A 25,001-nucleotide genomic window follows, 5' to 3' on the forward strand; every position below is an offset into this window, starting at 1 on the left:
CCGGGCGGGGCGCCCAGGCACCCGGGCGGGGCACCCGCGGTCAGGCGGGCGGGTGTTGGCGGGGCGGGGCCGTCGCGTCGCGGTGGCGGGGGGCGGCCTGGCGCGGCGGCCGGGTCAGCGTGATCTGGCGGACGAGCTGCTGGAAGCAGGCCAGCGCCGCCAGGGCGGGCAGCGCGGCCGCCAGGGCGTCGAGGGGCGTCCTCGGCGCCTGGGCGACGCACAGCAGGACGGCGACCGTCGAGAAGAGCAGGACCGCGAACCACGAGTGGGTGGCACGCCGCCGGTGGAAGGCCGCCCGGAGGATGGACAGGGAGGCCAGCAGCCAGGGGCCGTAGACCAGCAGGGGCCACCAGCGGACCACCGCGGCGGACGTGCCGGGCTGCGAGGCGTTGCGCAGCAGCGGACCGTAGGCGATCACCCCGCCGTACACGCCGACCATGGCGACGATCACGGCGGTGAGCGCCGCGATGAGGACGCTGCCGGTGCGCAGCAGGGTGATGACGCGCCTCTTCCGCGGCGCCCTGCGACGGCCAGCCGAAGGGCGCGGGAGCGGGGCCGGTTCGGCGGTGGTCCGTTCGGGCCCGGCCGGGGACACCCCGGCACCGCCCGCCGTCGGGGCGGCGTGGACGACCACCGGGGGGACGGGCGGGGGCGCGGTGTCCCACTGCCAGGACGGGTCGGACGCCAGCAGCAGACGGGCCAGTTCGTCGTCCCAGGAGGCGTCCAGGGGGTCGAACGGCGTGGGCTGCCGGTCGTCGAGGTGGGGCGGGGTGCAGTGCGGGGGCGTCTCATACATCACGGGCCCGTCCCGTGAGGGGGGTGGCACGCCGGCCTGCCGATGGTTCGGCGGCGTGGAACTCGGCCTGGATCCTGCCCAGGGTCACCAGCAGGTCCTCGAGGTCGGCGGACGAGTAGTGCAGATCGACGCACCGCCTCCCGTTACGCAGAGTAGGCAGTACGGTTCCCCTTCCGGCGTTCGGTGCGGAGAAACCCGGGGTGAATGTCCACGTGCCCGCCCGGGTCGCCCCGATGCGGCCGACACGACGGTCTCCGGCCACGTTGGGTGGGAACGAGGAACTCACCTGCGCTGTGGTCATGTCCCCCTAACGCCACGGATTGCGCTCCGGGTGCGTGTCAAGCGGGTGACAGCGCTGGGACGACCGGGTGTTTCCGCGAGCCGCTTATCACCCCGGTGGCGTACGGAGGACAGCGCGGTGACTTCTCCCCTTCTCTCTCGTGCGGGCCTCGTTCTCCCTCGTGCGGCCCCGCTTCCCGAGCGGACATCGCCGCGACGCGCGCCGTTCCGCCCCTCGCCCGCGACAGGACGAGGCACGTCCCGGATCCGTCGCGACGGTGACTCATTGTCACCGTCGCGGCGGATCCGGGAATCGCGACGGATCCGGGAATCGCGGCGGCCGCCGTCAGGTGCTGCCGCGCGCCGCGTAGGCGCGGACGTCGGCGTCCGGGTCGCCGGTGGCGGTCGCCAGCGCCGCGCGGGCCCCGTCGTGGTCCCGGTGCCGCAGCAGGGCGAGGACCACGGCCTTGCGTACGTCGGCGTTGGCGTCGTCGAGCGCCTTGGCGAGGGCGGGGACGGCCGGCCCGGGATCCGCCGCGCCGAGTGCGGTCGCCGCGCCCGCGCGGGGCCGCCACGCCGCGTCGGCGAGCGCGGCGACCGCGGCGGCGGCGAGGGCGGGCGGGCAGCCGGTGGTGCCCAGCGCCTCGAACGCGGCGCCGCGCACCAACGCGTCGCCGTCGCGCACCAGATCCGCCAGGGTGCCCAGGACGGCGCCCGGGCCGGCCGCCGCCACCGCGGCGAGGCCCTTCGCCGCCGCGACCCGCACCTCACGGTCGCCGTCCCGGGCCGCCGCCGCCAGGTCCCCCGCCGCGTCGACGGACACCAGCGCCCGTACGGTCTCGACGCGTACCGCCCGGTCCGGGTCGGCCAGGCCGGGCCGGTACAGGGCCGCGTCCCCCAGCCGCAGCGCGCGCAGCACGGCGGTCGCCGCGGTGCGGACCACCGGGTCCGGCGACGACAACGCGGCCACCAGGGGTTCCCGGAGCGCTGGTTCGGGCGGCAGCGTCCCGGCCAGTTCGCGCAGCGAGTCGGCCGCCGCGCCCCGGACCTCCGCGTCCCCGTCCGCGAGCGCCCGGGCCAGCGCGGGCCCGGTGCCGTCCGGGGCGGTCTCCGTGAGGGTGGCGACGGCGGCACGGCGCACCGCGGGGTCGCGGTCCGCGAGGTACGGCGCGAGGGCCGTCAGCGGCGGCGCGGTCTCGGCGAGCGCCAGCAGTTCCAGGATGCGCGGCGACCCGGCCGCGGCCCCCTCGCGCCCCCGTACGGGCGCGGCGGCGCGGGAGCCGGTCGGCGCGGCGTCGCGCGGCCCGGCGGTCGCCACCTGTTCCAGTACCACCTCGCCCAGGTGCCGTGACGGGCCGCCGGCCGGGGCGTACTCGTCGACCGGTACCAGGTAAGGGGCGACCGGCCGGGCGGTGAACTCCATCGCCCCGGAGGCCGACTTGCGCAGGTCCAGGTGGTGCAGCCAGTCCTGGTCGTCGCGCCGGGGATGGTCGGTGCGCTCGTGGTACAGCCCCCAGCGCGACTCGGTCCTGGCGAGGGACGCGCGGGCGGCCATCTCGGCGCAGTCCCGGATGAAGCCCACCTCGGCGCAGCGCATCAGCTCGTGCGGGGTGGTGGCCCCCATGCCGGCGATCTCGGCGCGCATCCGCTCGAAGTGCTCGACCGCGAGCGACAGCCGGGCGCCCGACTTGGGGGGCGCCACGTAGTCGTTGACGAAGCGGCGCAGTTTGTACTCGACCTGGGGCTGCGGCGGGCCGTCGGGGTGGCGCAGCGGCCGGTAGACCAGCTCGTGGGCCTCGCGGAGCTGGTCGGCGGGGAGTTCGCCCTCGTACGCGCGGTACCGGGCGGCGTCCTGGCCGGCCAGGTCGCCGAAGACGAACGCCCCGATCATGTAGTTGTGCGGGACGCAGGCCAGGTCCCCCGCCGCGTACAGCCGGGGCACGGTGGTGCGGGCGTGGGCGTCGACGCGGACGCCGGAGGCGGAGTGGCCGCCGCACAGGCCGATCTCGGAGATGTGCATCTCGATGTCGTGGGTGCGGTAGTCGTGGCCCCGGTTGGCGTGGAAGGTGCCGCGGGTGGGGCGTTCGGTGGTGTGCAGGATGCCTTCCAGGGCGGCCACCGACTCCTCCGGGAGGTGGCTCAGCTTCAGGTAGACCGGGCCCCGGTCGGAGGCGAGTTCCTCGGCGAACTCGGCCATCATGGCGCCGGACCAGTAGTCGGAGTCGACGAACCGCTCGCCGTGCCGGTTGACCTGGTAGCCGCCGAAGGGGTTGGCGACGTAAGCGCACGCGGGGCCGTTGTAGTCCTTGATGAGCGGGTTGATCTGGAAGCACTCGATGCCGGTGAGTTCGGCTCCCGCGTGGTACGCCATGGCGTAGCCGTCACCGGCGTTGGTGGGGTTCTCGTACGTGCCGTAGAGGTAGCCCGACGCGGGCAGTCCGAGCCGGCCGGCCGCGCCGGTCGCCAGGACCACCGCGCCCGCCCGTACGGTCACGAAGGCCCCGGTGCGGGTGTGGAACCCGGCCGCGCCGACCGCCCGGCCGTCGTCGCCGGTCAGTACGCGGACCGGCATCACCCGGTTCTCGATGCGGATGCGCTCCCGCATCTCGCGGCGCCGCAGTTGCCGGTAGAGGACCTTCTTGACGTCCTTGCCCTCCGGCATGGGCAGGACGTACGAGCCGGAGCGGTGGACCTGGCGGACGGCGTACTCGCCGTGCTCGTCCTTCTCGAACTTCACGCCGTAGCGCTCCAGCCGCCGCACCATGGCGAAGCCCAGGGTGGCGGTCTGCCGGACGGTGGACTGGTCGACGATGCCGTCGTTGGCACGGGTGATCTCGGCGACGTAGTCGTCGGGTTCGGCGCGGCCGGGGATGACGGCGTTGTTGACACCGTCCATGCCCATGGCGAGGGCGCCCGAGTGGCGTACGTGCGCCTTCTCCAGCAGGAGGACGTGCGCGCCGTGCTCGGCCGCGGTGAGCGCCGCCATCGTCCCGGCCGTGCCGCCGCCGATGACGAGGACGTCGCAGGAGAGCTCCTCCGCGTCCGTGAGGGAGGGAATGTCCATGTGCGTGCCTCTCAGGTGCCGAGCGACGCGAGGACGTCGCGGCGCAGGGCGTCGGTGGCGGGGTCGGCGTGGTCGTCGCGGTCACGTGGCCGGGGTACGGGCAGCACCCGGCCCGTGCCGAGGAGCGCGACCCGGTCGCCGAGGAGGATCGCCTCGTCCACGTCGTGGGTGACGAACACGACGGTCGCCCCGGTGCCCCGCAGGACGTCGATGAGCAACCGCTGCATTCCGGCGCGGGTGCCGGCGTCCAGCGCGCCGAAGGGTTCGTCCATGAGTACGGCGCGCGGGCCGGCCGCCAGGGCGCGGGCGAGCTGGACCCGTTGGCGCTGGCCGCCGGAGATCCGGTGGGGGTGGCTGCCGGCGTGCTCCGCGAGCCCGACGCGCTCCAGCCAGCCGGTGGCGGTGGCCCTCCGTTCGGCCCGGGGTACACCCCGGACGGCCAGGGGAAGTTCGACGTTGGCCCGCACCGTCCGCCAGGGCAGGAGGGCGTCCTCCTGGAACACCAGCGCCCGGTCGCCGCCGGGCCCGGCGATGGGCTCCCCGTCCTGGGTGACCTCGCCGCCGAGGGCGGGGAGCAGCCCGGCGAGGGTGCGCAGCAGGGTGGACTTGCCGCAGCCGGACGGGCCGACGACGGTCAGGACCTCGCCGGGCTCGACGTCGAGGTCGACCGGCGCGAGGACGGGCGCGCCGGCGTGGCCGAGCACCGCGCCGCGCAGTGCGAGGCGGGCGCCGGGCGGGGACGGCCGGGGGGCGGCGCTCGTGGCCGTGGTGATGGTCATGACGGGGTCTCTCCTCGTACGGGCACCCGCACGGCACCGGAACGGTCCTGCCGCGGGGCGTCGCCCGGCGGTGCGGGCGCCCGCTCCGGGGCGGGGGCGTGCGCTGGTGCGGGGGCGTGCTCCTCGGCGGCCGGCGCGGCGGCCGGCGCAGCAGCCGACGCGGCGGCGGGGGTGTGCGCCGCGGGGGCCGGGGTGTGCCGGGTGGTGGCGGGCGCGCGCGGGGTGGTGGCGGGGGCCGGGGTGTGCCGGGTGGTGGCGGGCGGGCGCGGGGTGGTGACGGGGGCCGGGCGGTGGTGGGGCGGAGGCGCCGGCCGGCCGGCCGGCGTCCGGGGCAGCCACCGGGTCAGCCGCCGGCCCAGCACCTCCACGGCCGTCGAGGTCAGCCGGCCGAGCAGGCCGATGGTCACCATGCCGACGAACACGCCCGGGTAGTCGACGACCGTGTAGTCCTGCCAGGTCCGGTACCCCACCCCGTACTCGCCGGAGATCATCTCGGCGGAGACCACGCAGATCCAGGAGACCCCGATGCCGACGGACAGGCCGCCCAGGATGCCGGGCAGGGCGCCGGGGAGCACCACGGAGAACAGCACGCGCCGGCGTCCGCCGCCCATGGTGCGGACGGCCTCCTCCCAGACCGGCGTCAGCGCGCGGACCGCGTGCCGGGTGGACACCAGGACGGGGAAGAACGCCGCTGTGAAGGTGATGAAGACGATGCCCTGCTCGTTGCTCGGGAAGAGCAGGATCGCCACCGGCACCAGGGCGATCGCGGGAATGGGGCGGAGCACTTCGAGCACGGGCCCCACGAGGTCGGCGGCGAGCCGGGAGCGGGCGATCGCGGTGCCGACGGCGACGCCCGCGACCGCCGCCAGCAGGAAGCCGGTGACGATGCGGGTGAGGCTGTCGACGAGGTCCTGCCAGTACGCCTCGCCGCGGACCCGCTGCCCGAAGGCCCGGGCCACGTCCGTCACGGTCGGGAACTGCTCGAACCGCAGCCACAGGTTGACGTCGTACGAGGTGAGAAGCTGCCACAGGACCAGTGCGGCGGCCGGCGACAGCAGCCTCAGGAATCGGCGGCGCGTCATGACGCACCCCGCGCGCCCAGCAGTCGGCCGTAGGGGACGGTCCGCGCCCCGGGGTGGGCGGCGGTGTACCTGGCGGCGGCCGAGCGGGTGACGAACGGCCGCGGCTCCGTCCCGTCCAGCACCCACACCGCCTTGTCGGCGAACCACGGGGTGCCGGTCGTGGTGTCGGGGACGTACGCGGCGCGGACCTTGGCACCGGCGGCGGACACGGCCGCGAGCAGCGCCGCCGGGGTGTCGAACGACGTGGTGGTGCCGTCCTTGAACCACACCTCGGGGCGGGCGGCGGGGGCCCCGGCGTCCCGGACCTTGCCGTAGGCCGCGCCGTACACCCGCTTGAGGTGGGTGTCGTCGACGAACGCGTCCACGTCCACGTCGCCGATCAGCTTCGCCGACGTCAGGACCGGGACGTCCTTGCGCAGGGCCTCGACCAGCGCGGGCTTCAGGGACGGGTCGAAGGTGGCGATGCCGTGGGCGCCGTTGTAGAGGTAGACGACCTCGGCCGGCAGGCCGGTGGCGCGGGCGACCGACTCGGCGGCGGCCACCGGCTCCTTCCGGAGGTGGTCGGTGGCGCGGACCTGCGCCCGGAGGAAGGCCTCGACGACGGCGGGGCGCTCCTTCGCGAAGTCCTCGCGGACGGTGACGCCGTGGAAGGTCGGCAGGTTCAGCTCGGCCCCGTCGTAGAGGGCTTCGGCCCGGCCCTGGTGGGCGAGCAGTCCGGGCCAGGCCACGAACTGGGACAGCGCGTCGACGCTCCCGGACTGGAGGGCCGAAGCCCCGACGGACGGCTGCTGGTTGAGTACGCGCACGTCCTTCCCGGGGTCGATGCCCGCCCGCCGCAGGGCGCGGACGAGGGTGCCGTCGGCGGCCGAGCCGACGGAGGTGGACACCTTCTTGCCGCGCAGGTCTTCGAGGGTGTCCAGGGACGAGCCGGGGGCGGTGACGATGGTGTTGAGCCCGCCGCGCGGGTTGTAGCCGGTGACGGAGACCAGCCGGGTGGGCCGGTGGAGCTGGGTGCCGCGGGCGGCGTTGATCAGGAGGGGGAAGTCGCCCATGGAGCCGATGTCGACCTTCCCGGCGGTCATCTGGGCGGTGATGGGTGCCCCGGTGGCGTAGTCCTGCCACCGCACGCGGTAGGTGATGCCGTCCTTGGTGCCGCGTTTTTCCAGTTCCCGCTCGAAGTAGCCGAGTTCGCGGAGGAGGGTTCCGGCGGTGACGGTGTTGATGGTCTTGGACTGGTAGCCGACGGTCACGGTGACCGTGCGGGAGCCGTTCGCGCCGTTGCCGCCGCCGCAGCCGGTGAGGAGGCCGGCGGTCAGCGCGGTGGTCAGGACGGCGGGGAGGAGTCCTCTGCGGATCATGGGTGGTGGCCTCTCAGCGGAGCAGGTAGGGCATGTTGACCTCGACGGCGCCGGTGGGGCACCGGGCCGCGCACGGGCCGCAGTACCAGCACTCGTCGACGTGCATGTAGGCCTTGCCGCTGTCCGGGTGGATCGCGAGTGAGTCGAGCGGGCACATGTCGACGCAGAGGGTGCAGCCGTCGATGCACTTCGACTCGTCGATGGTCACGGGCACGTCGGCACGCTGGGGCGCCAGGGGCATGGCTGTCTCCAGGAAGGGGCGGGGCGGGGGGCGGGGTCAGTGGGAGCGGTGCAGCAGGCCGCTCATGGCGATGCGGTCGCCGCGGAAGCGGATGAACTCCAGGTCCACGGGCCGGCCGTCGCGCAGGTGGGTGAGCCGTTCCAGCATCAGCACGGCGGCGCCGCGCGGGGCCTCCAGCACCGCGGCGGAGTGGGGGTCGGCGCTGACGGCCTCGAGGGTGATGCCCGCGGTCCCGAGGGGCTGTCCGGTGAGGTGTTCGATGAGCCGGAAGACGTCGTTGTGTTCCAGGTCGCAGTCGAGCAGGGCGGAGCCGATGTCCATGGGGATGTACGTGAGGTCCAGGGACAGGGGCAGTCCGTTGAGCCGGCGCAGCCGCTCGACGCACAGGACGTCGGCGCGGTCGGGCAGTTCCAGTCGGCGGGCCACCGGGGCGGGCGCCGGGACGGGTCCCGCCGTCCGTACCTCGTTGGTGACCTCGCCGTGTTCGTGCAGGGTCTCGGCGAGGCCCTGGAGCCGGTCCAAGCCGTGCGGGTACTTCTCGGACACCAGGACGGTGCCGACACCGGGCTGCCGTTCGACCAGTCCTTCGGCGCGGAGCAGGTCGAGCGCCTGGCGCACGGTGTTGCGGGACACGCCGTAGTCGGCGCCGATCCGGCTCTCCAGGGGCAGGACGCCCCGGGGGAAACCGGTGGTGCGCGCCTGGTGCCGCAGCAGGTCCGCGAGCTGCCGGGCGCGGTCCGCGCGCAGCCGTCGCCGGCGGGCGGCGGCGACGGGCGGCGCATGGTCACGGGTGCGTTCGGCAGGCATGGGCCGGACCATACCGACGTACCCCGCCCCGTGGTGTTGCGGCAGTATTGCGCCACTTCCGTACGCCACGACACCGCTGTGACCTGCATGTTCGCGGGCGGTGGCGGGAGATCCGCCACAGCGGGGCGGGGACCGGCGCGGTCGCCCCCGGTCCCGGACCGGTCGCCCCGGTCCCGGCGGCGGGCGGCGTCGGCGCCGGGGGCGGGACGGCGGGCGGACCGGGTGCTCCCGGACGGCGTCGCGGACGTTTCCGGGCGGGGAAAGCGGGATCGGCGGCCCTTTTGTGAACGGCGCGCTTCACGCGCGTGGCGGGAGGCACCGAATGTGAGACGGCGCCGTTTCCCGCATTGACGTGGCTGGATTCCGCTGCCAGCCTCATGGACGTGAGCCAGTCAGCGAACTTCTCCGCGCGGCGCCACGTCGATCTCCGTCGGCACGCCAGCGCCCTCTGTGCGTTCGACCTCCGCGGCTGTTAGACGCCTTCCGGGGGTCTGAGGAACTGCCCTCCCCGCCCCCGCGCGTCAGGGGAACCGGCGCCCCGCCCCGCTCGACGCGGGCGTCCGGCCCGCACCCCTCCCCCTCTCCCTCCCGCTCCCCCGCCCCGCCCCCGGCTCCCCCACGGCGGTGACGCGGGCGCGGCCGTCACGCCGGCTCGGCGGTGGCGCCCGCGCGCCCTCTCACCCGTCCCACCCGTTCCCCTTCACGGCATGCCCCGCGCCGTCATGTTCCGCCGCGCGCTGCCGCGTTCCCTCCAGGAGGTCCCCTTGTCGTACGTCGCCGCCCTCTCCGGAAGTCCGTCCCCGGACTCGCGGACCGCGCGTGTGGTGGAACACGTGGTGCGCCGGCTCGCGGCCGGCGGGCATCACGCGGAGCACCTCGCGGTACGGGACCTCCCCGCGGCCGAACTCGTCACCGGTGCCGTCGAACACCCCGCGCTGCGGCGGGCGTTGGGAACGGTGGCCCGCGCCGACGGGGTCGTCGTCGCCACTCCGGTGTACAAGGCCTCGTACAGCGGTCTGCTGAAGGTGTTCCTCGACGTGCTGCCCCAGTCCGGGCTGGCGGGGAAGGCCGTGCTCCCGCTGGTCACCGGCGGGAGCCTCGCCCACATGCTCGCCATGGACTACGCGCTGCGCCCGGTGCTCTCCGCGCTCGGCGCCCGGCACGTCGTCCCGGGGGCGTTCCTGCTCGACTCCGTGATCGAGCGGGTCGGGGCGGGCGCCTGCCGGATCGAGCCCGAGGCCGAACTGCGGCTGCTGCACGCGGTGGACGGGTTCGCCGACGCCCTCGCCGGCCGTGACGCGCTCGCCCTCAGCGGCACCCCCTGACCATCCGGCCTTCCGAGCCATCGGCCTTCCGGCCTTCCGATCCATCCGGCCTTCCGACCCTTCCGACCCTTCCGAACAGGACGTTTCCATGAGCACGTTGTCCCCGGTGAACCGACGCCATTTCCTCGGCCTCCTCGGCCTCTCGGCGGTCACGGTCGGCTGCGGCACCGCCGTGGGCGGCGGCCCGTCCGGTCAGGGCGGCACCAAGACGCTCCGCTACCAGGGCTGGACCGGCCAGGTCACCCCCGCCGAACTGGCGGAGGACCTGGGCTACCTGGAGGACGTGAAGCTGGAGTGGGTCGGCAACACCATCAGCGGCCCCCAGGACATCCAGTCCGCGGCCACCGGCCAGACCGACTTCGGCGGCGCCTTCAACGGCGCGGTGGTGAAGCTGGCCGCCAACGGCTCGCCGATCAAGGCCGTCATCAGCTACTACGGCTCCGACGCCCACGCCTACAGCGGCTACTACGTACGCGCCGACAGCCCGATCCGCACCGCCCGGGACCTGGTCGGCAAGAAGGTCGGGATGAACACCCTCGGGGCCCACTCCGAAGCCATGCTGGACATCTACCTCCAGCGCGGCGGCGTCCCCGCCGCGGAGGCCGACAAGGTCGAGGCCCTGGTCGTCCCGCCGGTGAACACCGAACAGTCCCTGCGGCAGCGGCAGATCGACGTCGCGGTGCTGAGCGGCGTGCTGCGGGACAAGGCACTGGCGGGCGGCGGGCTGCGCCAACTGTTCACGGACCACCAGCTACTGGGCTCGTTCAGCGCCGGGACGTACGTCCTGACCGAGCGCTTCATCAAGCGGAACCCCGGCACCGTCCGGACCTTCGTCACCGGTGTGGGGCGGGCGCTCGACTGGTCCCGCGCCACACCGCGCGAGGAGGTGGTCGACCGGATGACGGAGATCGTGAAGAAGCGCGGCCGCAACGAGGACGCCGCCAACCTGCGGTACTGGAAGTCCTTCGGCGTGGCCGAGCCGGGCGGGCGCATCACGGGCAAGGAGCTCCAGTTGTGGATCGACTGGCTCGCCGAGCGCGGCGACGTCGACCCCGGCCGCGTCCGGCTCGACTCCCTCTACACCAACGCGTACAACGCCTCCGCCCCGGCGGCACCCGTCTCCACCCCCACCCCCACCCCCACAGCGACCTCGCCGGCCCCACGCGCCGCTACGACGGCGACGGCGACGGCGAGCGGGAGGTGAAGGACACCATGACCGGATCCCCCGACACCCACACCGCCCACACCGCCCACACCGCCAAGATCGTGTTCCGGGACGTACGCCGGGACTTCCCCGTCCGGGCCAAGGACGGCTCACGGTCGGCGGTCACCGCGCTCGACGGGATCGACCTGACCGTGGGCGCCGGCGAGTTCCTCGTCGTCGTGGGCCCCAGCGGCTGCGGCAAGTCGACGCTGCTGGACCTGCTCGGCGGGCTGTCCCGCCCCACGTCCGGCACCATCCTGCTGGACGGCTCGCCGATCACGGGGCCCGGCCTCGACCGGGGCATCGTCTTCCAGCAGTACGCCCTGCTCCCCTGGCGCACCGCCCAGGGCAACGTGGAGTTCGGGCTGGAGGCCATCGGGGTGCCGCGCCGCCGGCGGGCGGAGCGGGCCCGGGAGTTCCTGGACCTGGTCGGGCTCAGCGGTTTCGAGGGGCGCCACCCCCACGAGCTGTCCGGCGGCATGCGCCAGCGGGTCGCCATCGCGCGCAGCCTGGCGTACGACCCGGACGTCCTGCTCATGGACGAGCCGTTCGCGGCGCTGGACGCCCAGACCAGGGAGTCCCTCCAGGACGAGCTGCTGCGGATCTGGCAGCGGACCGGCAAGACGATCGTCTTCATCACCCATGGCATCGACGAAGCCGTGCACCTGGGGCAGCGCGTGGCGGTGATGACCTCACGGCCGGGCCGGATCAAGGAGGTCGTACCGATCGACCTGCCGTCCGGGACGAGCGGCGACGACCCGCGCTCCACCCCCGAGTTCGCACGGTACCGGCACCGGATCTGGTCCCTGTTGCGCGACGAGGTGTCCAGGGCCCAGCAGGAGGAAAGGCAAGGAGCCACCCTATGAGTTCCCTGACCGACATCGCCACCGGGAGCCCCGTCGCCACGGGCCCGGTCCCCCCGCCCACCGCGACCCGCGCGGACACGGCCGTACCGCCGTCCGCCCCGGCCCGGCCGCGCCGCGGACGGGCGTGGTCCACGGTCCGCCGGGTGCTGTACGGAGCCGTGCGGGCCGGCACCAGGTCCGCCGCCGTCGTGGCGCTGCTCCTGGTGTGGGAGACGGCGCCCCGGCTGGGGCTGGCCGACCGCACGTTCCTGCCGCCGTTCAGCGAGGTGGCCCTCGCCTGGTGGCGGCTCGCCGCCGACGGGCAGCTCACCGACCACACCCTGGCCAGCCTCACCCGTTCCCTGACCGGCTTCGGGATCGCGGTGGCGGTGGCCGTGCCGCTGGGCCTGCTGATCGGCTGGTACCGGCGGGTGGCGGACCTCCTCGGACCGCTGCTGGAGGTCTTCCGCAACACCGCCGCCCTGGCACTGCTGCCGGTCTTCGTCCTGCTGCTGGGCATCGGCGAGACGTCCAAGATCTCCATCGTGGTGTACGCCTGCGCCTGGCCGGTGCTGCTCAGCACCATCAGCGCCGTCCGGTCCGTCGACCCGACGCTGCTGAGGCTGGCGCGGTCGCTGGACCTCCCCGCGGTGCGACTGTTCCAGAAGGTGATCCTGCCCGCCTCGGTGCCGGCGGTGTTCACCGGCATCCGGCTCGCCGGAGCCGTGTCCATCCTGGTGCTGGTGGCGGCGGAGATGATCGGCGCGAAGGCCGGGCTGGGCTACCTGATCAACGCCTCGCAGTACAACTTCGCCATCCCGCAGATGTACGCCGGGATCATCACCATCTCGGCGATCGGCGTGGCGTTCAACCAGCTTCTCGTCGCCCTGGAGCGGCGGCTCAGCTCCTGGCGGGTCCCGGCGAACGGCTGACCCCGCCGCGTCCGCCCGACTTCCCGGCCCCGGCCCCGGGCCTCCCTCCCCTCCCGTACCACCCACCTACCTACCCGAAGGACGCCGCCGTGCCCGCATCGCCACCCCGCCAGTTGCACCTGAACGCCTTTCTCATGAACGCCGGCCACCACGACGCGGCCTGGCGCCACCCGCTGACCACACCCGAACGCGTCACCGACCTCACGTACTTCCAGGAGCTGGCGAGAACGGCCGAACGGGGCCTGCTCGACTCGGTGTTCCTCGCCGACGGACTGGCCCTGTGGGGCAAGGTCCGCCACAACGCCCTGGGCGGCTTCGAACCGCTGACGCTGCTGTCGGCACTGGCGACGGTCACCGAACGCATCGGGCTCATCGCCACCGTCTCGACCACGTTCAACGAGCCGTTCAGCACGGCGCGCGCCTTCGCCTCCCTGGACCACCTCAGCGGCGGCCGGGCGGGCTGGAACATCGTGACCTCCGGCACGGTCGACGAGGCCCGCAACTTCGGCCGTGACGAGCACCTGGAACACGGACTGCGGTACGAGCGGGCGCGGGAGTTCGTCGAGGTCGCCGTGAAGCTCTGGGACAGCTGGGACGACGACGCGATCGTCCTGGACCGGGCGGCCGGGATCTACGCGGACACCGACAAGGTCCGCCCCGTCGACCACCGGGGGACGCACTTCGGGGTGCGCGGTCCCCTGAACGTGCCCCGGCCACCGCAGGGGCACCCGCTGCTGGTGCAGGCCGGGTCCTCGGAGGACGGCAAGGAGTTCGCCGCCCGGTACGCGGAGGCGGTGTTCACCGCGCAGCAGACGCTGTCCGACGCGCAGGCCTTCGCCAAGGACCTCCGGAGCCGGCTGCCCCGCCACGGGCGCACGGAGGACGACGTGCGGATCCTGCCGGGCATCTGCCCCGTCATCGGGTCCACCGAGGCCGAGGCCCGCGCGCTGGAGCGGGAGCTCACCGACCTCCAGGTGCCCGAGTACGGTTTGGCCCAGCTCTCCGGGATGCTCGGCACCGATCTGACCGGCCTGCCACTGGACGGCCCGCTGCCCGAGCTGCCCGACGAGCGGGACATCAACGGCAACAGGAGCCGTTTCGCCCTGGTCGCCGAGCTCGGCCGGCGGGAGGGGCTCACCCTCCGGGAGCTGATCGCCCGGCTCGGTGGCGGACGCGGCCACCGGGTGGTCGTGGGCACGGCGGAGCAGATCGCCGACGAGCTCCAGGAGTGGTTCACCGAGGGCGCGGCCGACGGGTTCAACATCATGCCGCCTTATCTGCCGGGCGGGCTGGACCACTTCGTCGACCAGGTCGTCCCCATCCTCCAGGCGCGCGGCCTGTTCCGCACCGCGTACACGGGCCGCACGCTGCGCGAGCACTACGGGCTCGCCCGGCCGGCCGGCCGGGTGGCGGAGCCCGCGTGACGGCCGGCCCCGCGCCCCTCCCGTACCCCTCGCTCTCCCCTTCCCCCCGTACGACGACGAAAGGACGACCGGTCATGACGACCACGACACCCGCCACCACTCCCGACGCCGCACCCGCCACCACGCCCGACGCCTCTGCGGCCACCGCGCCGGTCACCGCGCCCGCCGCGGCGGGCGGCCCGGAGGTCCGCCGGATCGGCGGGCGCATCGGCGCCGAGGTCCTCGGCCTGGACCTGTCGGGCGATCTCACGCCCGAGTCCGTCGCCGCGGTCGGCCGGGCGCTGCTGGAGCACAAGGCCCTCGTCTTCCGGGACCAGCACCTCGACGAGGCCGGTCAGCTACGTTTCGCGTCACTGTTCGGCGACCTGACCACCGCCCACCCCACGGTGCCGTCGGTGGACGGGCAGCCGCACATCCTTCCGGTGGACGGTGACGAGGGCATCCGCGCCAACCACTGGCACACGGACGTCACCTTCGTCCGTACGCCGCCGAAGGCGTCCACGCTGCGCGCCCTCGTCGTCCCGCCGTACGGGGGCCACACGCTGATCGCCAACACGGCCGCCGCCTACCGGGACCTGCCGGAGCCCCTCCGGGAGTTCGCCGACCGGCTGTGGGCGGTGCACACCAACGCGTACGACTACGCCGAGCCGAAGGACGAGAAGGCCGCGGAGCACCGCCGGCGGTTCGTGTCGCGCCGGTACCGCACCGCCCACCCGGTGGTGCGCGTGCACCCGGAGAGCGGGGAACGCGGCCTGTTCATCGGCGGGTTCGCGCAGGGGCTGGTGGGCTTCGGCCCGTCGGAGTCGCGGGACCTGCTGCGGCTCCTCCAGGCGTACGTGACGCGGCCCGAGAACGTCGTGCGGATCGCCTGGCGCCCGGGTGACCTGGTGCTGTTCGACAACCGGATCACCCAGCACTACGCCCCGGACGACTACGGCGACCTGCCGCGCCTGCTGCACCGCGTCACGGTCGCCGGGGACGTGCCCGTCGGGGCCGACGGTGGCCGCAGCCATGCCGTGGAGGGCGACGACGCCGCCCACTACACGCCCGCGGCGGCCTGATCCCGCACCGGAGCCGGGCGAAAACGGGTGGAACCGTGCGGGTCCCGCTGGTTAGGGTCCGGGGATGAGCGAACGCACCTTCCGCATCATGGTCCGTGGCGTCTTCGACGGGCTGGACTCCGACCGGCGGGCCGAGCTGCTGGCGCACGCCGCCGAACACGACGCGATGCACGCCGCCTTCACCCCGGAGGGGCACCTCAGCTACGACATCGCCGCCCGGCCGGCCTTCACCTTCCGCTTCCTGGACTCGGGCGAGGAGGAGGAGGACATCCTCGACGCGACGCTACGCGCCGAGGACGCGGCGAGGGCCTGGCTGGACGGGCGCGGGTACGGCTACAAGCACCTCAGGTCCCAGGCGGAGGACCTGTCCCGCGCGCCGCTGGGTGCCCGGCAGCGGCGGGCCGTGCGGAAGAACGGCTGAGCCGTCGCGGCCGTCCCCGGGGCGGCGCGCCGGGGACGGCGGAGGGGGCGGCGACCGGATGCCCTCGCGGGTCCGGTCGCCGCCCCCTCGTGTCGCCCGGGAGGATCAGACCACGGGCGCCGGGTAGGTCGGGTACTCCACCCCGGAGACGTGCTGGACGACCCGGATGACCTGGCACGAGTAGCCGAACTCGTTGTCGTACCAGAGGTAGAGGATGGCGTTGTCGCCGTCGACCTTGGTGGCGCCGGCGTCGACGATCGAGGCGTGGCGCGAACCGACGAAGTCCATGGAGACGGCGTCGGGGGCGGTGGTGAAGTCGATCTGGCGCTTGAGCGGCGAGTGCAGCGAGACGTCGCGGAGGTACTCCAGGACCTCGTCGCGGGTGGTCTCGCGGCCCAGGCGCAGGCTCAGGATGGCGATCGAGACGTCCGGGACGGGGACGCGGATCGAGCTGCCGGTGATCGGCGCCTTGAGGTCGGGCAGCGCCTTGGCGACGGCGGAGGCGGCACCGGTCTCGGTGATCACCATGTTGAGCGGCGCGGAGCGGCCCCGGCGGTCGGCCTTGTGGTAGTTGTCCAGCAGGTTCTGGTCGTTCGTGAACGAGTGGACGGTCTCCACGTGGCCGCGCAGCACACCGTACTCGTCGTCCATCGCCTTCAGCGGCGGGACGATGGCGTTGGTGGTGCAGGAGGCGCAGGACAGGACCCGCTCGTCCGGCTTGATGGTGTCGTGGTTGACGCCGTGGACGATGTTCGGGACGTCGCCCTTGCCCGGGGCGGTCAGGACGACCTTGTCGATGCCGGGGCGCAGGTGCTTCGACAGGCCCGCGCGGTCGCGCCACTTGCCGGTGTTGTCGATGAGGATGGCGTCCTTGATGCCGTACGCGGTGTAGTCGACCTCGGACGGGTCGTTCGCGTAGATCACCTTGATCGCGTTGCCGTTGGCGACGATCGTGCTGGTCGCCTCGTCGACGGTGATGGTGCCCTGGAACTGGCCGTGGATGGAGTCGCGGCGCAGCAGCGAGGCGCGCTTCACGATGTCCTCGGCGGCCCGCTCGCCGCCGCCGCGCACGACGATGGCGCGCAGGCGCAGGCCGTTGCCGGAGCCGGCCTTCTCGATGAGGAGGCGGGCGACGAGGCGGCCGATGCGGCCGAAGCCGTAGAGGACGACGTCGCGTCCCTCGCGGCGCTCGATCTTGTTGTCGCCGATGGCACCGGCGACGGCCTCGGCGGTGAACTCGTCCACCGACAGACCGCGGTCGTCCGTCTTGTACGTGGCGGCGAGCATGCCGATGTCGATCTGGGACGGGCCGAGGTCGAGCGTGGTGAGGGCCTGGAGGAACGGCAGGGTCTCGGTGACCGAGAGCTCCTCGCCGGCTATCTGCCGGGCGAACCGGTGGGTCTTGAGGATGCTGACCACCGACTTGTTCACCAGGGAGCGGCTGTGGAGGAGGACGGTGACGTCCCGCTCCCGGTGCAGCTTCCCGATGATCGGGATCATCGACTCCGCGATCTCCTCGCGGTTCTTCCAGTTGGTGAACGAGTCGTCGTTGACAGTCACAGGTTTATCTTTCGAGCTAGGCGGCGCTCATATGCTAACCCCCCGCTCCTGTGGTCACTCAGGGGGTCCCGCCCCGGGCCTTCCGGACCCCGGAGGCCGCCCGGTTCGACCGGATTTCACCACGTCTGCCGTGGGGTGGGGCCGGGCCGGCGGGCAGGTGACGGGCCCGGACCGCCGTCCGCTCCGCACGGGTGGAATACGCTCCCCCCATGCCCACGCCGCACCAGAAGGCCCGTCCCTCGACCGGGGGCCAGGGTGCTCCCCGCCGCCGTGCGGACGCGGAGCGCAGCATCGCGACCATCGTGGCCGCCGCCCTGGACTGCTTCGTCCGCGACCCCCACGTCAGCATGACCAAGGTCGCCACCGCCGCGGGCGTCAGCCGCGTCACCCTCTACGCCCACTTCCCCTCCCGCGAAGCCCTCCTCGACGCCGTCCTCGCCCACTCCGTCGAACAGGCCGACACCCTCCTGCACCAACAGAACCTCGACGACCTCCCCGCCGACCAGGCCTTCTCCCGCCTCATCCACTCAAGCTGGCGCATCCTCGAACGCCACGCCTTCCTCCTCGCCGCATCCGAAGGCGTCATCGCCCCCGCCCGCCGCCGCACCCACCACCGAAAAGTCCTCGGCCGCGTCGAACGCATCCTCACCCGAGGCCAGCACGAAGGAACCTTCCGCACCGACCTCCCCATGACCTGGCTCGTCACCACCTTCTACAGCCTCCTCCACGCCGCCGCGGGAGAGGCGGCCGCCCGGCGCCTCAGGACGTCGGAGGTCCCCGACGTGCTCGACCGGACGCTCACCCCGCTGCTGCGGCAGCCGCCGGCGGTCTGAGGTCGCGGCCGGGGCGGGGGGCCGGACCGGGTGTGCGGCCGGGTCCCGGGGCGGGGGACGCTCACGCCCCCCGCCCCGGGCGGTGTCACTCCGCCATCTCGTAGGCGCCGGACAGCGCTTCGACGCGCTCCCAGACGCGGGCCGAGCGGGCCTCGTCGACGACCGGGCGGCGGACCGCGTCCAGCGCCCAGAGCTGCTGCTGCTCGGTGGCGGAGTCCTTGCCGTGCAGCTCCACGGCGTGGGCGGAGAAGTCCCGCACGAGGACGGCGAACAGCTCGTCCAGCACGTCCCGGTCCAGGTCCGTCAGGCCCGCCTGCTCCAGGATGAGCTGGCCGTGGACGACCAGTGCGAAGAGCTGGCCCACCGCGAGGAGCAGGTCGAGGTCGCGGCTCTGCTCCTCGTCCGGGGCGGCGGTGGTGACGAACGTGCACAGCGCGTCGGCCTGCTCGCGGAAGCGGGCGACGTTCGGCAGGTCGGCGTACGCGTCGAAGGCCGGACGCCAGTCGTGGAAGCGTACGGAACCGAGGCCCCGGGCCGGTCCCTGCCGGAAGAGGAACGCGTCGTCCGCCGCGTCGAGGCGGGTGGGGACGGGCTCGTAGGCGGCGGGGTCCAGCAGGTGGTTGCGCATGAACTTCAGGATCAGCGCGAGGTTGACGTGGACCGTGCCCTCCAGCTTGGGCAGGCCGCGGATCTCGATGGCCGCCTGGGCGAAGTAGTTGTCCTTCTCGAAGCCCTTGGCGGCGATCACGTCCCACATCAGGTCGATGACCTTCTCGCCCTCGGTGGTCACCTTCATCTTCGTCATCGGGTTGAAGAGCAGGTAGCGGCGGTCGTCGGGGCCGGCGGAGCGGAAGTAGTCGACGGCGCGGTCGCTGAACAGCTTCATGCCGACCAGCCGGACGTACGCGTCGGTCAGCTCGCGGCGCACGTGCGGGAAGGCGGTGACGGGCCGGCCGTAGAGGACCCGGTTGTGGGCGTGGGTGACGGCCTCGTACATCGCGTGCTCGCAGATGCCGATGGAGGCGGTGCACAGGTTGAACTTGCCGACGTTGACGGTGTTGAGGGCGGCGTCGAAGGCGGCCCGGCCGGTGTGCAGGACGTCCTCGGCGGCGACGGGGTAGCCCTCCAGGCGGAACTCGCTGACGTACTTGGAGGAGTCGACGACGTTCTTCACCAGGTGGTAGTCCGGGTGGCGGCTGTCGGCGGCGAAGAAGACGTACGCGTCCGGGCCCTCCATGTCGGTGCGGCGGCCGAAGACGGAGACCAGTCCGGCGGCGTTGCCGTTGCCGATGTAGTACTTGGAGCCGGTGGCGCGGAAGCCGCCCTCGCCGTCGGGCTCCAGCAGCATGTCGGTGGAGTAGATGTCGGCGCCGTGCGTCTTCTCGGACAGGCCGAAGGCGAACACCTCGCCCTGGTCCAGGAGTTCGGCGGCGCGGGTACGGGCGGCGGCGTTGTCGCTCTGCCAGACCGGGCCGAGGCCGAGGATGGTGACCTGCCAGGCGTACCAGTAGTCGAGCCCGTAGAAGCCGAAGATCTCGTTGAGGGCGGCGATCCGGGCGGTGTCCCAGCGCTTGTCGTCCTCGCCGGGCCGTCCGGCGGCGGCGGAGGCGGGGGTGAGGAAGGTCGCGAACAGCCCCTCCTTGGCGGAGAAGGCGAGGAAGTCCGCGAGCCACGCCCGGGAGCGGTAGTCCTCGATCAGCCTGCGCTTGCCGCGCTCCTCGAACCAGTCGACGGTGGCGCGCAGCAGCCTGCGGGTCTCCGGGTCGAAGTGGGCCGGGTCGTAGGTGCGCGGGTTGAACAGCAGCGGGTCGGCCATGGGTGTCCGCCTTTCCGGAGGGATGGGGATTGCGTGGTGATGGTGCGGGGTGAGCGGTGGTTCAGCTCTCGGGGGTGAGGCCGCGGAGGGTGGCGAGCACGTCGTCCAGCCAGGCCAGCGTCATCCGTTCGTACGCGATGCCGCCGCGCAGCACGACGTGCTGGAGTTCCCGCCCCGCGTCGGGCGGGCCGGGGGCGCCTTGGGCGTCCGGGCCGGTGAAGTCGCGCTCCTGACCCGCGAGGTAGTGGGCGAGCCGCTCGGCGTGGACCGCGTGGTGCCGCTCGACCTCGCGGATCAGCGCGGCCGGGTCGTCGAAGGCCGCGCCGCGGATCCTGACCGCCAGGTCGTGGCGCATGCTCTCCGGTTCGATCGGCTCGTGCAGCCACGCGGAGAGCGCGGTCCGGCCGGGAGCGGCGACGGAGTACTCCTTCTTGTCCGGGCGGCCCTGCTGCGGCACGTCACGGACGTCGATCCAGCCGTCGCTCTCCATGCGCTTGAGCACGCGGTAGATCTGCTGGTGCGTGGCGGTCCAGAAGTAGCCGATGGACCGCTCGAACCGCCGGGCCAGCTCGTAGCCGGAGCCCGGTTTCTCCAGCAGGGAGACGAGGATCGCGTGGTCGAGCGCCATGCCCCCGATCCTCTTATGCAACTCGTTGCATAGACAAGCGCGGCAGCCCGGGTGAGACGCGGCTCACCCGAGGGAGGGCCCCCCACCCGGCGGCCCGGCCGTGATCGGCACCGGCGCCCCCGGACGGGAACGGCACCGCCGGCCCGGGCGTGAACGGCACCGCCGGCCCGGACGTGAACGGCACCGGCCGGCGAACCGTACCTTCCACGGCGGCCCCGGCCGGTGGGCCGGTCCGCCCTGCCGGCGGGTCATGGACGAAAGGACTTCGGGTGTCGATCGGGACGTCTCGTCAACTGCCACGCGCGGGCACGGCCGCTCCCCGGGAGCGGTTCCGGGCGGACCGGGTGCTCGTGCGCGCCGTCGCGTCCAGGGCCGCCACGGTGCTCGCCGCCGTGCTGGTCGGGGCGGCGCTGCTGTTGCCGGACCGGGTGGAGCGCCTCACGCCGGGCGCGTTCGCCCGCATCCCGGTGGAGGCGGTGGGCGGAGCCGCGCTGCTGCTGGTGCTGCGGCCGCGCGCCAGGCGGGTGGTGGCGGTGGCCGCCGGGGCGGGCCTCGGGCTGGTCACGCTGCTGAACCTCCTCGACATGGGCTTCCGCTCCGTGCTCTCACGGCCCTTCGACCCGGTCCTGGACTGGGTCCTGCTGGACGACGCCGAGGCGTTCCTCCGGGACTCCATAGGCGGGGCCGGTGCGACCGGTGTGGTGATCGGGGCGGGGCTGCTGGCCCTCCTCGTGGTGGTCCTCATGGCCCTGTCGGTGGTCCGGCTCGGCCGCCTCGCGGTCCGGCACAGCGCCGTGACGACCCAGGCCGTCCTGGGCGCGGGCACCGCCTGGGTCGTCTGCGCGGCCCTGGGCGTGCAGGTCTCGGGCGCGGCGGTCGCCTCCCGCGGCACGGCCGACGCCGTACGCGGCCGGGTCCAGCAGGTGCGCGCGGGGATCGCCGACCGGGAGGCGTTCGCAGAGGAGTCCGCCGTCGACGCCTTCCGCGGCACGCCCGCCGACCGGCTGCTGACGGGACTGCGGGGCAAGGACGTGCTGTTCGTCTTCATCGAGAGCTACGGCCGCAGCGCCGTCCAGGACCCGGACCTGGCGCCGGGGGTCGGCGCGGTGCTCGCGGACGGCGACCGCCGGCTGCGGGCCGCCGGCTTCTCCTCCCGCAGCGCCTTCCTCACCTCCCCCACGGCGGGCGGCGGGAGCTGGCTGGCCCACTCCACGTTCGCCTCCGGACTGTGGATCGACAACCAGCAGCGCTACCGCGATCTGACGTCGAGCGACCGGCTCACCCTCACCGGCGCCTTCCGGCGGGCCGGTGGCTGGCGGACGGTCGGCATCATGCCGGGCGTCACCCGGGCGTGGCCGGAGGGGCGGTTCTACGGCCTGGACCACGTCCACGACTCGCGGGACCTCGGCTACCGGGGCCCCAAGTTCAGCTGGACGCCCGTGCCCGACCAGTACAGCCTCGCGGCGTTCGAGCGCCTCGAACACGGCAGGCCCGGCCGCGGCCCCATGATGGCGGAGATCATCCTCACCTCCAGCCACAACCCCTGGGCGCCGATACCCACCAAGCTCGGCTGGGACGAGCTCGGCGACGGCTCGGTCTACGAGTCGGTCAAGCGGTCCGGCAAGGACCCCAAGGAGGTGTGGAAGGACCCCGCCCAGGTGCGCACCGAGTACCGGCGGGCGATCGAGTACTCCCTCGACAGCCTGGTCTCGTACCTGGAGACGTACGGCGACGACGACACCGTGGTGGTCTTCCTCGGTGACCACCAGCCCGTCCCCACCGTCACCCGGGACCGGCTGGGGCGGGACGTACCGGTGACGGTCCTGGCCCGCGACCGCGCGGTGCTGGACCGGATCTCCGGGTGGGGCTGGCAGGACGGGCTCAAGCCCGGCCCGGACGCCCCGGTGTGGCGGATGGACGCCTTCCGTGACCGCTTCCTCACCGCGTACGGCCCGCGGTGAGGCGGCCTCGGGCCCGCTCGCGCGCCGCCACCTGCACCGGCGCCGCGCCGTCCCGCACGACCCGGACGCGCCACAGCCACCGCACGTCCCGGGCGAAGGACCACACGAGCAGTGCCAGCGCCACCCCCACCAGGGCGAACGCCGCTCCGCGCGGGAGGATCGCGGCGCCGGCCACCAGCAGCGCGACGCCCTGCACGGCGGCCACCGTCTTGCGCGCCGTGCTCGGGGGCAGCGGCCCGTCGAGCCAGGGCAGCACCCGGGCCGCGGCGACGAAGACGTACCGCATCCCACCGATCGCCAGCACCCAGGCGCCCAGCGACAGGGACACGCACACGCTCAGCACCAGGATCAGGAAGGCGTCGGCCTCCATGTCGAAGCGCGCCCCGAAGGCGGTCGCCGTCCCGGTGCGGCGGGCGACCCGGCCGTCGACGGCGTCGAGGGACAGGGCCACCGCGGTGAGCCCGACCAGGGCCGCGCCCGGCGCCGCGCCCGCGCACAGCTCGGCGACCAGCGCCGTCACGCCCCCGACGAGCGTCGTCCGGGCGAGGGTCACGGCGTTGGCCGGACCGAAGGCCGCGCCCCCGGGCCACCACCGGTCCAGGGCCCGGGTGAGCACGGCCCACAGGGCGACGGCGAACACCCCGCCCGTCAGCCACCCGGCGGGCCCCAGATCCGTCACCGTGCCGAGCGCGGCCAGCAGGCCGAGCTGGGCGGCCACGGCGACCGCCGGTTCACGGCGGGCCCGCCACGGCGCCGCTCCCCCCACGGGGGCCGGCGGCCGCGGGGCCCCGTCGTACGGGAGGGTGCGCGGCGGCCGTTCGGAACGGCCCGCCGGCCGCCGACGGCCGCCGGCGGGCACGACCGGCGCCCCCGAGGGGAACCGGGCCAGCAAACGGCGCAACGGACGTGCAGCGGTCATGTCGCCCACGGACACGGGACACCCTTTCGGACCTGTGACAGAGTCATGGGCCGCCGCCCGGCAGGGCGCGCGGCCTCGTCACCCTCACAACGTGCACCGACACCCCAGCGTTCAACAGGAGAACCCCATGCAGCGCACCGCGCGCGCCTTCTGGCTGCGCTCCCCCGGCCATGGTGAGACCCGCGAGGTCGTCCTGCCCGAACCGGGCGCCGACGACGTCGTCGTCCGCACCCTGTTCTCCGGGGTGAGCCGGGGGACGGAGGGCCTCGTCTTCCGGGGCGGTGTCCCGGAGAGCCAGTACCGCGCGATGCGGGCGCCGTTCCAGGACGGCGAGTTCCCCGGGCCCGTCAAGTACGGGTACCTCAACGTCGGTCTGGTCGAGGAGGGCCCCGGTCACCTGGTCGGGCGGACCGTCTTCTGCCTCTACCCGCACCAGACCCGGTACGTCGTGCCCGCCGGCTCCGTCACGCCGGTGCCCGGGACCGTGCCGGCCGCGCGGGCGGTGCTGGCCGGGACGGTGGAGACCGCGGTCAACGCCCTGTGGGACGCGGCGCCGCTGGTCGGTGACCGGATCGCCGTCGTCGGGGGCGGGATGGTGGGCTGCTCGGTCGCGGCGCTGCTGGCCCGCTTCCCGGGCGTACGCGTCCAGCTCGTCGACGCCGACCCGGCCCGCGCCGCCGTCGCCGCGGCCCTGGGCGTGGACTTCGCGCTCCCCGGGGACGCGCTGGGCGACTGCGACCTCGCCGTCCACGCGAGCGCCACCGAGGCCGGGCTGGTGCGCTCCCTGGAACTCCTGGCCCCGGAGGGGACGGTGCTGGAGCTGAGCTGGTACGGGGACCGGCGGGTGAGCCTGCCGCTGGGCGAGGCGTTCCACTCGGGGCGTCTGGTCGTACGGGGCAGCCAGGTGGGCCGGGTGTCCGAGGCGCGGCGCTCCCGCCGTACGTTCGCCGACCGGCTGGCGCTCTCCCTGGACCTGCTGGCCGACCCGGTCTTCGACGCCCTGGTCACGGGCGAGTGCGCCTTCGAGGAACTGCCGTCGGTGCTGGGCGCCATCGCCTCGGGCGACCTGCCCGGACTGTGCCACCGGGTGCGGTACGACGGGCACTGAACGCACGGCGCCCCCGGTCCGTACTGGAACGACGGGGGCCCGGAGCGGGTCACCGAAAGGACGGACCGGGAGGTCACAGCCGTTGTTCAGTGTCACAGTCCGCGAGCACCTCATGATCGCCCACAGCTTCCGGGGGGAGGTGTTCGGACCCGCGCAGCGCCTGCACGGGGCGACGTACCTCGTGGACGCCACCTTCCGCCGTGCCGAGCTGGACGCCGACAACATCGTCGTGGACATCGGGCTCGCCACCAAGGAGCTGGGGAGCGTGGTGGCGGAGTTCAACTACCGCAACCTCGACGACGAGTCCGAGTTCGCGGGGGTCAACACCTCGACGGAGTTCCTGGCGAAGGTCATCGCCGACCGTCTCGCCGACCGGGTGCACGCCGGGGCGCTGGGCGGCGGCGCGCGGGGACTGGCGGGCATCACCGTCACGCTGCACGAGTCGCACATCGCGTGGGCGAGTTACGAGCGGGCCCTGTGAGCGACGACGCGGTGCACGGCCACGACCCGCACCCGCGGGACGCGGACGGGCGGGGCGCGGACGGGCCGGGCGCGGAC

General features: G+C 73.9%; 22 protein-coding genes and 1 pseudogene. 12 read left to right on the forward strand and 11 right to left on the reverse strand.

Going from position 1 to position 25,001, the window contains the following annotated elements; genetic code table 11:
* Positions 1-40: 40 nt before the first annotated feature.
* The 7 genes and pseudogenes from ACZ7LK_RS12830 to ACZ7LK_RS12860 form a co-directional block, all read right to left on the reverse strand.
* The gene (locus ACZ7LK_RS12830) at positions 41-796 is read right to left on the reverse strand and encodes a DUF2637 domain-containing protein (protein ID WP_471140234.1); all 756 of its coding nucleotides are present in this window, start codon (positions 794-796) and stop codon (positions 41-43) included.
* A 625-nt stretch (positions 797-1,421) separates the two neighbouring features.
* Positions 1,422-4,139 (reverse strand): fumarate reductase/succinate dehydrogenase flavoprotein subunit, encoded by a 2,718-nt coding sequence (locus ACZ7LK_RS12835; RefSeq protein WP_471140236.1) that lies wholly within the window; start codon positions 4,137-4,139, stop codon positions 1,422-1,424.
* An 11-nt stretch (positions 4,140-4,150) separates the two neighbouring features.
* Positions 4,151-4,918, reverse strand: a complete 768-nt coding sequence (locus ACZ7LK_RS12840; protein ID WP_392272846.1) for an ABC transporter ATP-binding protein — start codon at positions 4,916-4,918, stop codon at positions 4,151-4,153.
* 248 nt (positions 4,919-5,166) lie between these two features.
* Positions 5,167-6,000, reverse strand: a pseudogene (locus ACZ7LK_RS12845) (ABC transporter permease); the annotation flags it as partial.
* Positions 5,997-7,358: an ABC transporter substrate-binding protein gene (locus tag ACZ7LK_RS12850; RefSeq protein WP_392272845.1), complete on the reverse strand. Its 1,362-nt coding sequence runs from the start codon at positions 7,356-7,358 to the stop codon at positions 5,997-5,999. The gene ACZ7LK_RS12850 and the pseudogene ACZ7LK_RS12845, both read right to left, overlap by 4 nt.
* A 13-nt stretch (positions 7,359-7,371) precedes the next feature.
* Positions 7,372-7,599 carry a 4Fe-4S dicluster domain-containing protein gene (locus tag ACZ7LK_RS12855; RefSeq protein WP_392272844.1) on the reverse strand — a complete coding sequence of 76 codons (228 nt, stop codon included), beginning with the start codon at positions 7,597-7,599 and terminating at the stop codon, positions 7,372-7,374.
* Between the two features lie 36 nt (positions 7,600-7,635).
* Complete coding sequence (locus ACZ7LK_RS12860) at positions 7,636-8,406, reverse strand: GntR family transcriptional regulator (protein WP_469463484.1); 771 nt, start codon at positions 8,404-8,406, stop codon at positions 7,636-7,638.
* 377 nt (positions 8,407-8,783) lie between these two features.
* Here ACZ7LK_RS12860 and ACZ7LK_RS12865 point away from each other — a divergent pair, with 377 nt between their 5' ends.
* From ACZ7LK_RS12865 to ACZ7LK_RS12900, 8 genes are all read left to right on the forward strand, one after another.
* A complete protein-coding gene (locus ACZ7LK_RS12865) occupies positions 8,784-8,882 on the forward strand; it encodes a putative leader peptide (protein ID WP_391815688.1) in 99 nt (32 codons plus the stop codon).
* Positions 8,883-9,170: 288 nt separating this feature from the next.
* Complete coding sequence (ssuE, locus tag ACZ7LK_RS12870) at positions 9,171-9,731, forward strand: NADPH-dependent FMN reductase (RefSeq protein ID WP_392273265.1); 561 nt, start codon at positions 9,171-9,173, stop codon at positions 9,729-9,731.
* Between the two features lie 88 nt (positions 9,732-9,819).
* Positions 9,820-10,935, forward strand: a complete 1,116-nt coding sequence (locus tag ACZ7LK_RS12875; protein ID WP_471140243.1) for an ABC transporter substrate-binding protein — start codon at positions 9,820-9,822, stop codon at positions 10,933-10,935.
* Between the two features lie 8 nt (positions 10,936-10,943).
* Positions 10,944-11,801, forward strand: a complete 858-nt coding sequence (locus ACZ7LK_RS12880; RefSeq protein ID WP_469463482.1) for an ABC transporter ATP-binding protein — start codon at positions 10,944-10,946, stop codon at positions 11,799-11,801.
* Positions 11,798-12,712 carry an ABC transporter permease gene (locus tag ACZ7LK_RS12885; RefSeq protein WP_471140246.1) on the forward strand — a complete coding sequence of 305 codons (915 nt, stop codon included), beginning with the start codon at positions 11,798-11,800 and terminating at the stop codon, positions 12,710-12,712. The genes ACZ7LK_RS12880 and ACZ7LK_RS12885 overlap by 4 nt, the downstream gene beginning before the upstream one ends.
* An 89-nt stretch (positions 12,713-12,801) precedes the next feature.
* Positions 12,802-14,136: an LLM class flavin-dependent oxidoreductase gene (locus ACZ7LK_RS12890; RefSeq protein ID WP_471140249.1), complete on the forward strand. Its 1,335-nt coding sequence runs from the start codon at positions 12,802-12,804 to the stop codon at positions 14,134-14,136.
* A 74-nt stretch (positions 14,137-14,210) separates the two neighbouring features.
* On the forward strand, positions 14,211-15,197 hold the full coding sequence (locus ACZ7LK_RS12895) for a TauD/TfdA dioxygenase family protein (protein ID WP_392272838.1): 987 nt from the start codon (positions 14,211-14,213) through the stop codon (positions 15,195-15,197).
* 64 nt (positions 15,198-15,261) lie between these two features.
* Positions 15,262-15,618, forward strand: coding sequence for a DUF6204 family protein (locus ACZ7LK_RS12900; protein WP_392272837.1), 357 nt, complete (start codon positions 15,262-15,264; stop codon positions 15,616-15,618).
* Positions 15,619-15,723: 105 nt separating this feature from the next.
* On the opposite strand, the gene ACZ7LK_RS12905 is transcribed toward ACZ7LK_RS12900, so the two are convergent.
* Positions 15,724-17,178, reverse strand: coding sequence for a glyceraldehyde-3-phosphate dehydrogenase (locus ACZ7LK_RS12905; RefSeq protein WP_392272836.1), 1,455 nt, complete (start codon positions 17,176-17,178; stop codon positions 15,724-15,726).
* A 209-nt stretch (positions 17,179-17,387) separates the two neighbouring features.
* Between ACZ7LK_RS12905 and ACZ7LK_RS12910 the strand changes: the two genes are divergently transcribed.
* On the forward strand, positions 17,388-18,011 hold the full coding sequence (locus ACZ7LK_RS12910) for a TetR/AcrR family transcriptional regulator (protein WP_392272835.1): 624 nt from the start codon (positions 17,388-17,390) through the stop codon (positions 18,009-18,011).
* A gap of 85 nt (positions 18,012-18,096) precedes the next feature.
* On the opposite strand, the gene ACZ7LK_RS12915 is transcribed toward ACZ7LK_RS12910, so the two are convergent.
* The gene (locus tag ACZ7LK_RS12915) at positions 18,097-19,827 is read right to left on the reverse strand and encodes an acyl-CoA dehydrogenase family protein (RefSeq protein WP_471140253.1); all 1,731 of its coding nucleotides are present in this window, start codon (positions 19,825-19,827) and stop codon (positions 18,097-18,099) included.
* A 61-nt stretch (positions 19,828-19,888) separates the two neighbouring features.
* Complete coding sequence (locus ACZ7LK_RS12920) at positions 19,889-20,455, reverse strand: PadR family transcriptional regulator (protein ID WP_392272833.1); 567 nt, start codon at positions 20,453-20,455, stop codon at positions 19,889-19,891.
* A 269-nt stretch (positions 20,456-20,724) separates the two neighbouring features.
* On the opposite strand from ACZ7LK_RS12920, the gene ACZ7LK_RS12925 reads away from it, so the two are divergent.
* A complete protein-coding gene (locus ACZ7LK_RS12925) occupies positions 20,725-22,416 on the forward strand; it encodes an alkaline phosphatase family protein (RefSeq protein WP_471140255.1) in 1,692 nt (563 codons plus the stop codon).
* Here the strand turns inward: ACZ7LK_RS12925 and ACZ7LK_RS12930 are convergent.
* On the reverse strand, positions 22,394-23,335 hold the full coding sequence (locus ACZ7LK_RS12930) for a CDP-alcohol phosphatidyltransferase family protein (protein WP_471140258.1): 942 nt from the start codon (positions 23,333-23,335) through the stop codon (positions 22,394-22,396). The two genes, ACZ7LK_RS12925 and ACZ7LK_RS12930, sit on opposite strands and share 23 nt — an antisense overlap.
* A gap of 127 nt (positions 23,336-23,462) precedes the next feature.
* On the opposite strand from ACZ7LK_RS12930, the gene ACZ7LK_RS12935 reads away from it, so the two are divergent.
* The gene (locus ACZ7LK_RS12935) at positions 23,463-24,443 is read left to right on the forward strand and encodes a zinc-dependent alcohol dehydrogenase (protein ID WP_392272830.1); all 981 of its coding nucleotides are present in this window, start codon (positions 23,463-23,465) and stop codon (positions 24,441-24,443) included.
* A gap of 82 nt (positions 24,444-24,525) precedes the next feature.
* A complete protein-coding gene (locus ACZ7LK_RS12940; RefSeq protein WP_392272829.1) occupies positions 24,526-24,924 on the forward strand; it encodes a 6-pyruvoyl trahydropterin synthase family protein in 399 nt (132 codons plus the stop codon).
* Positions 24,925-25,001: the final 77 nt, after the last annotated feature.

The organism is Streptomyces sp. NPDC039423 (assembly GCF_055598725.1).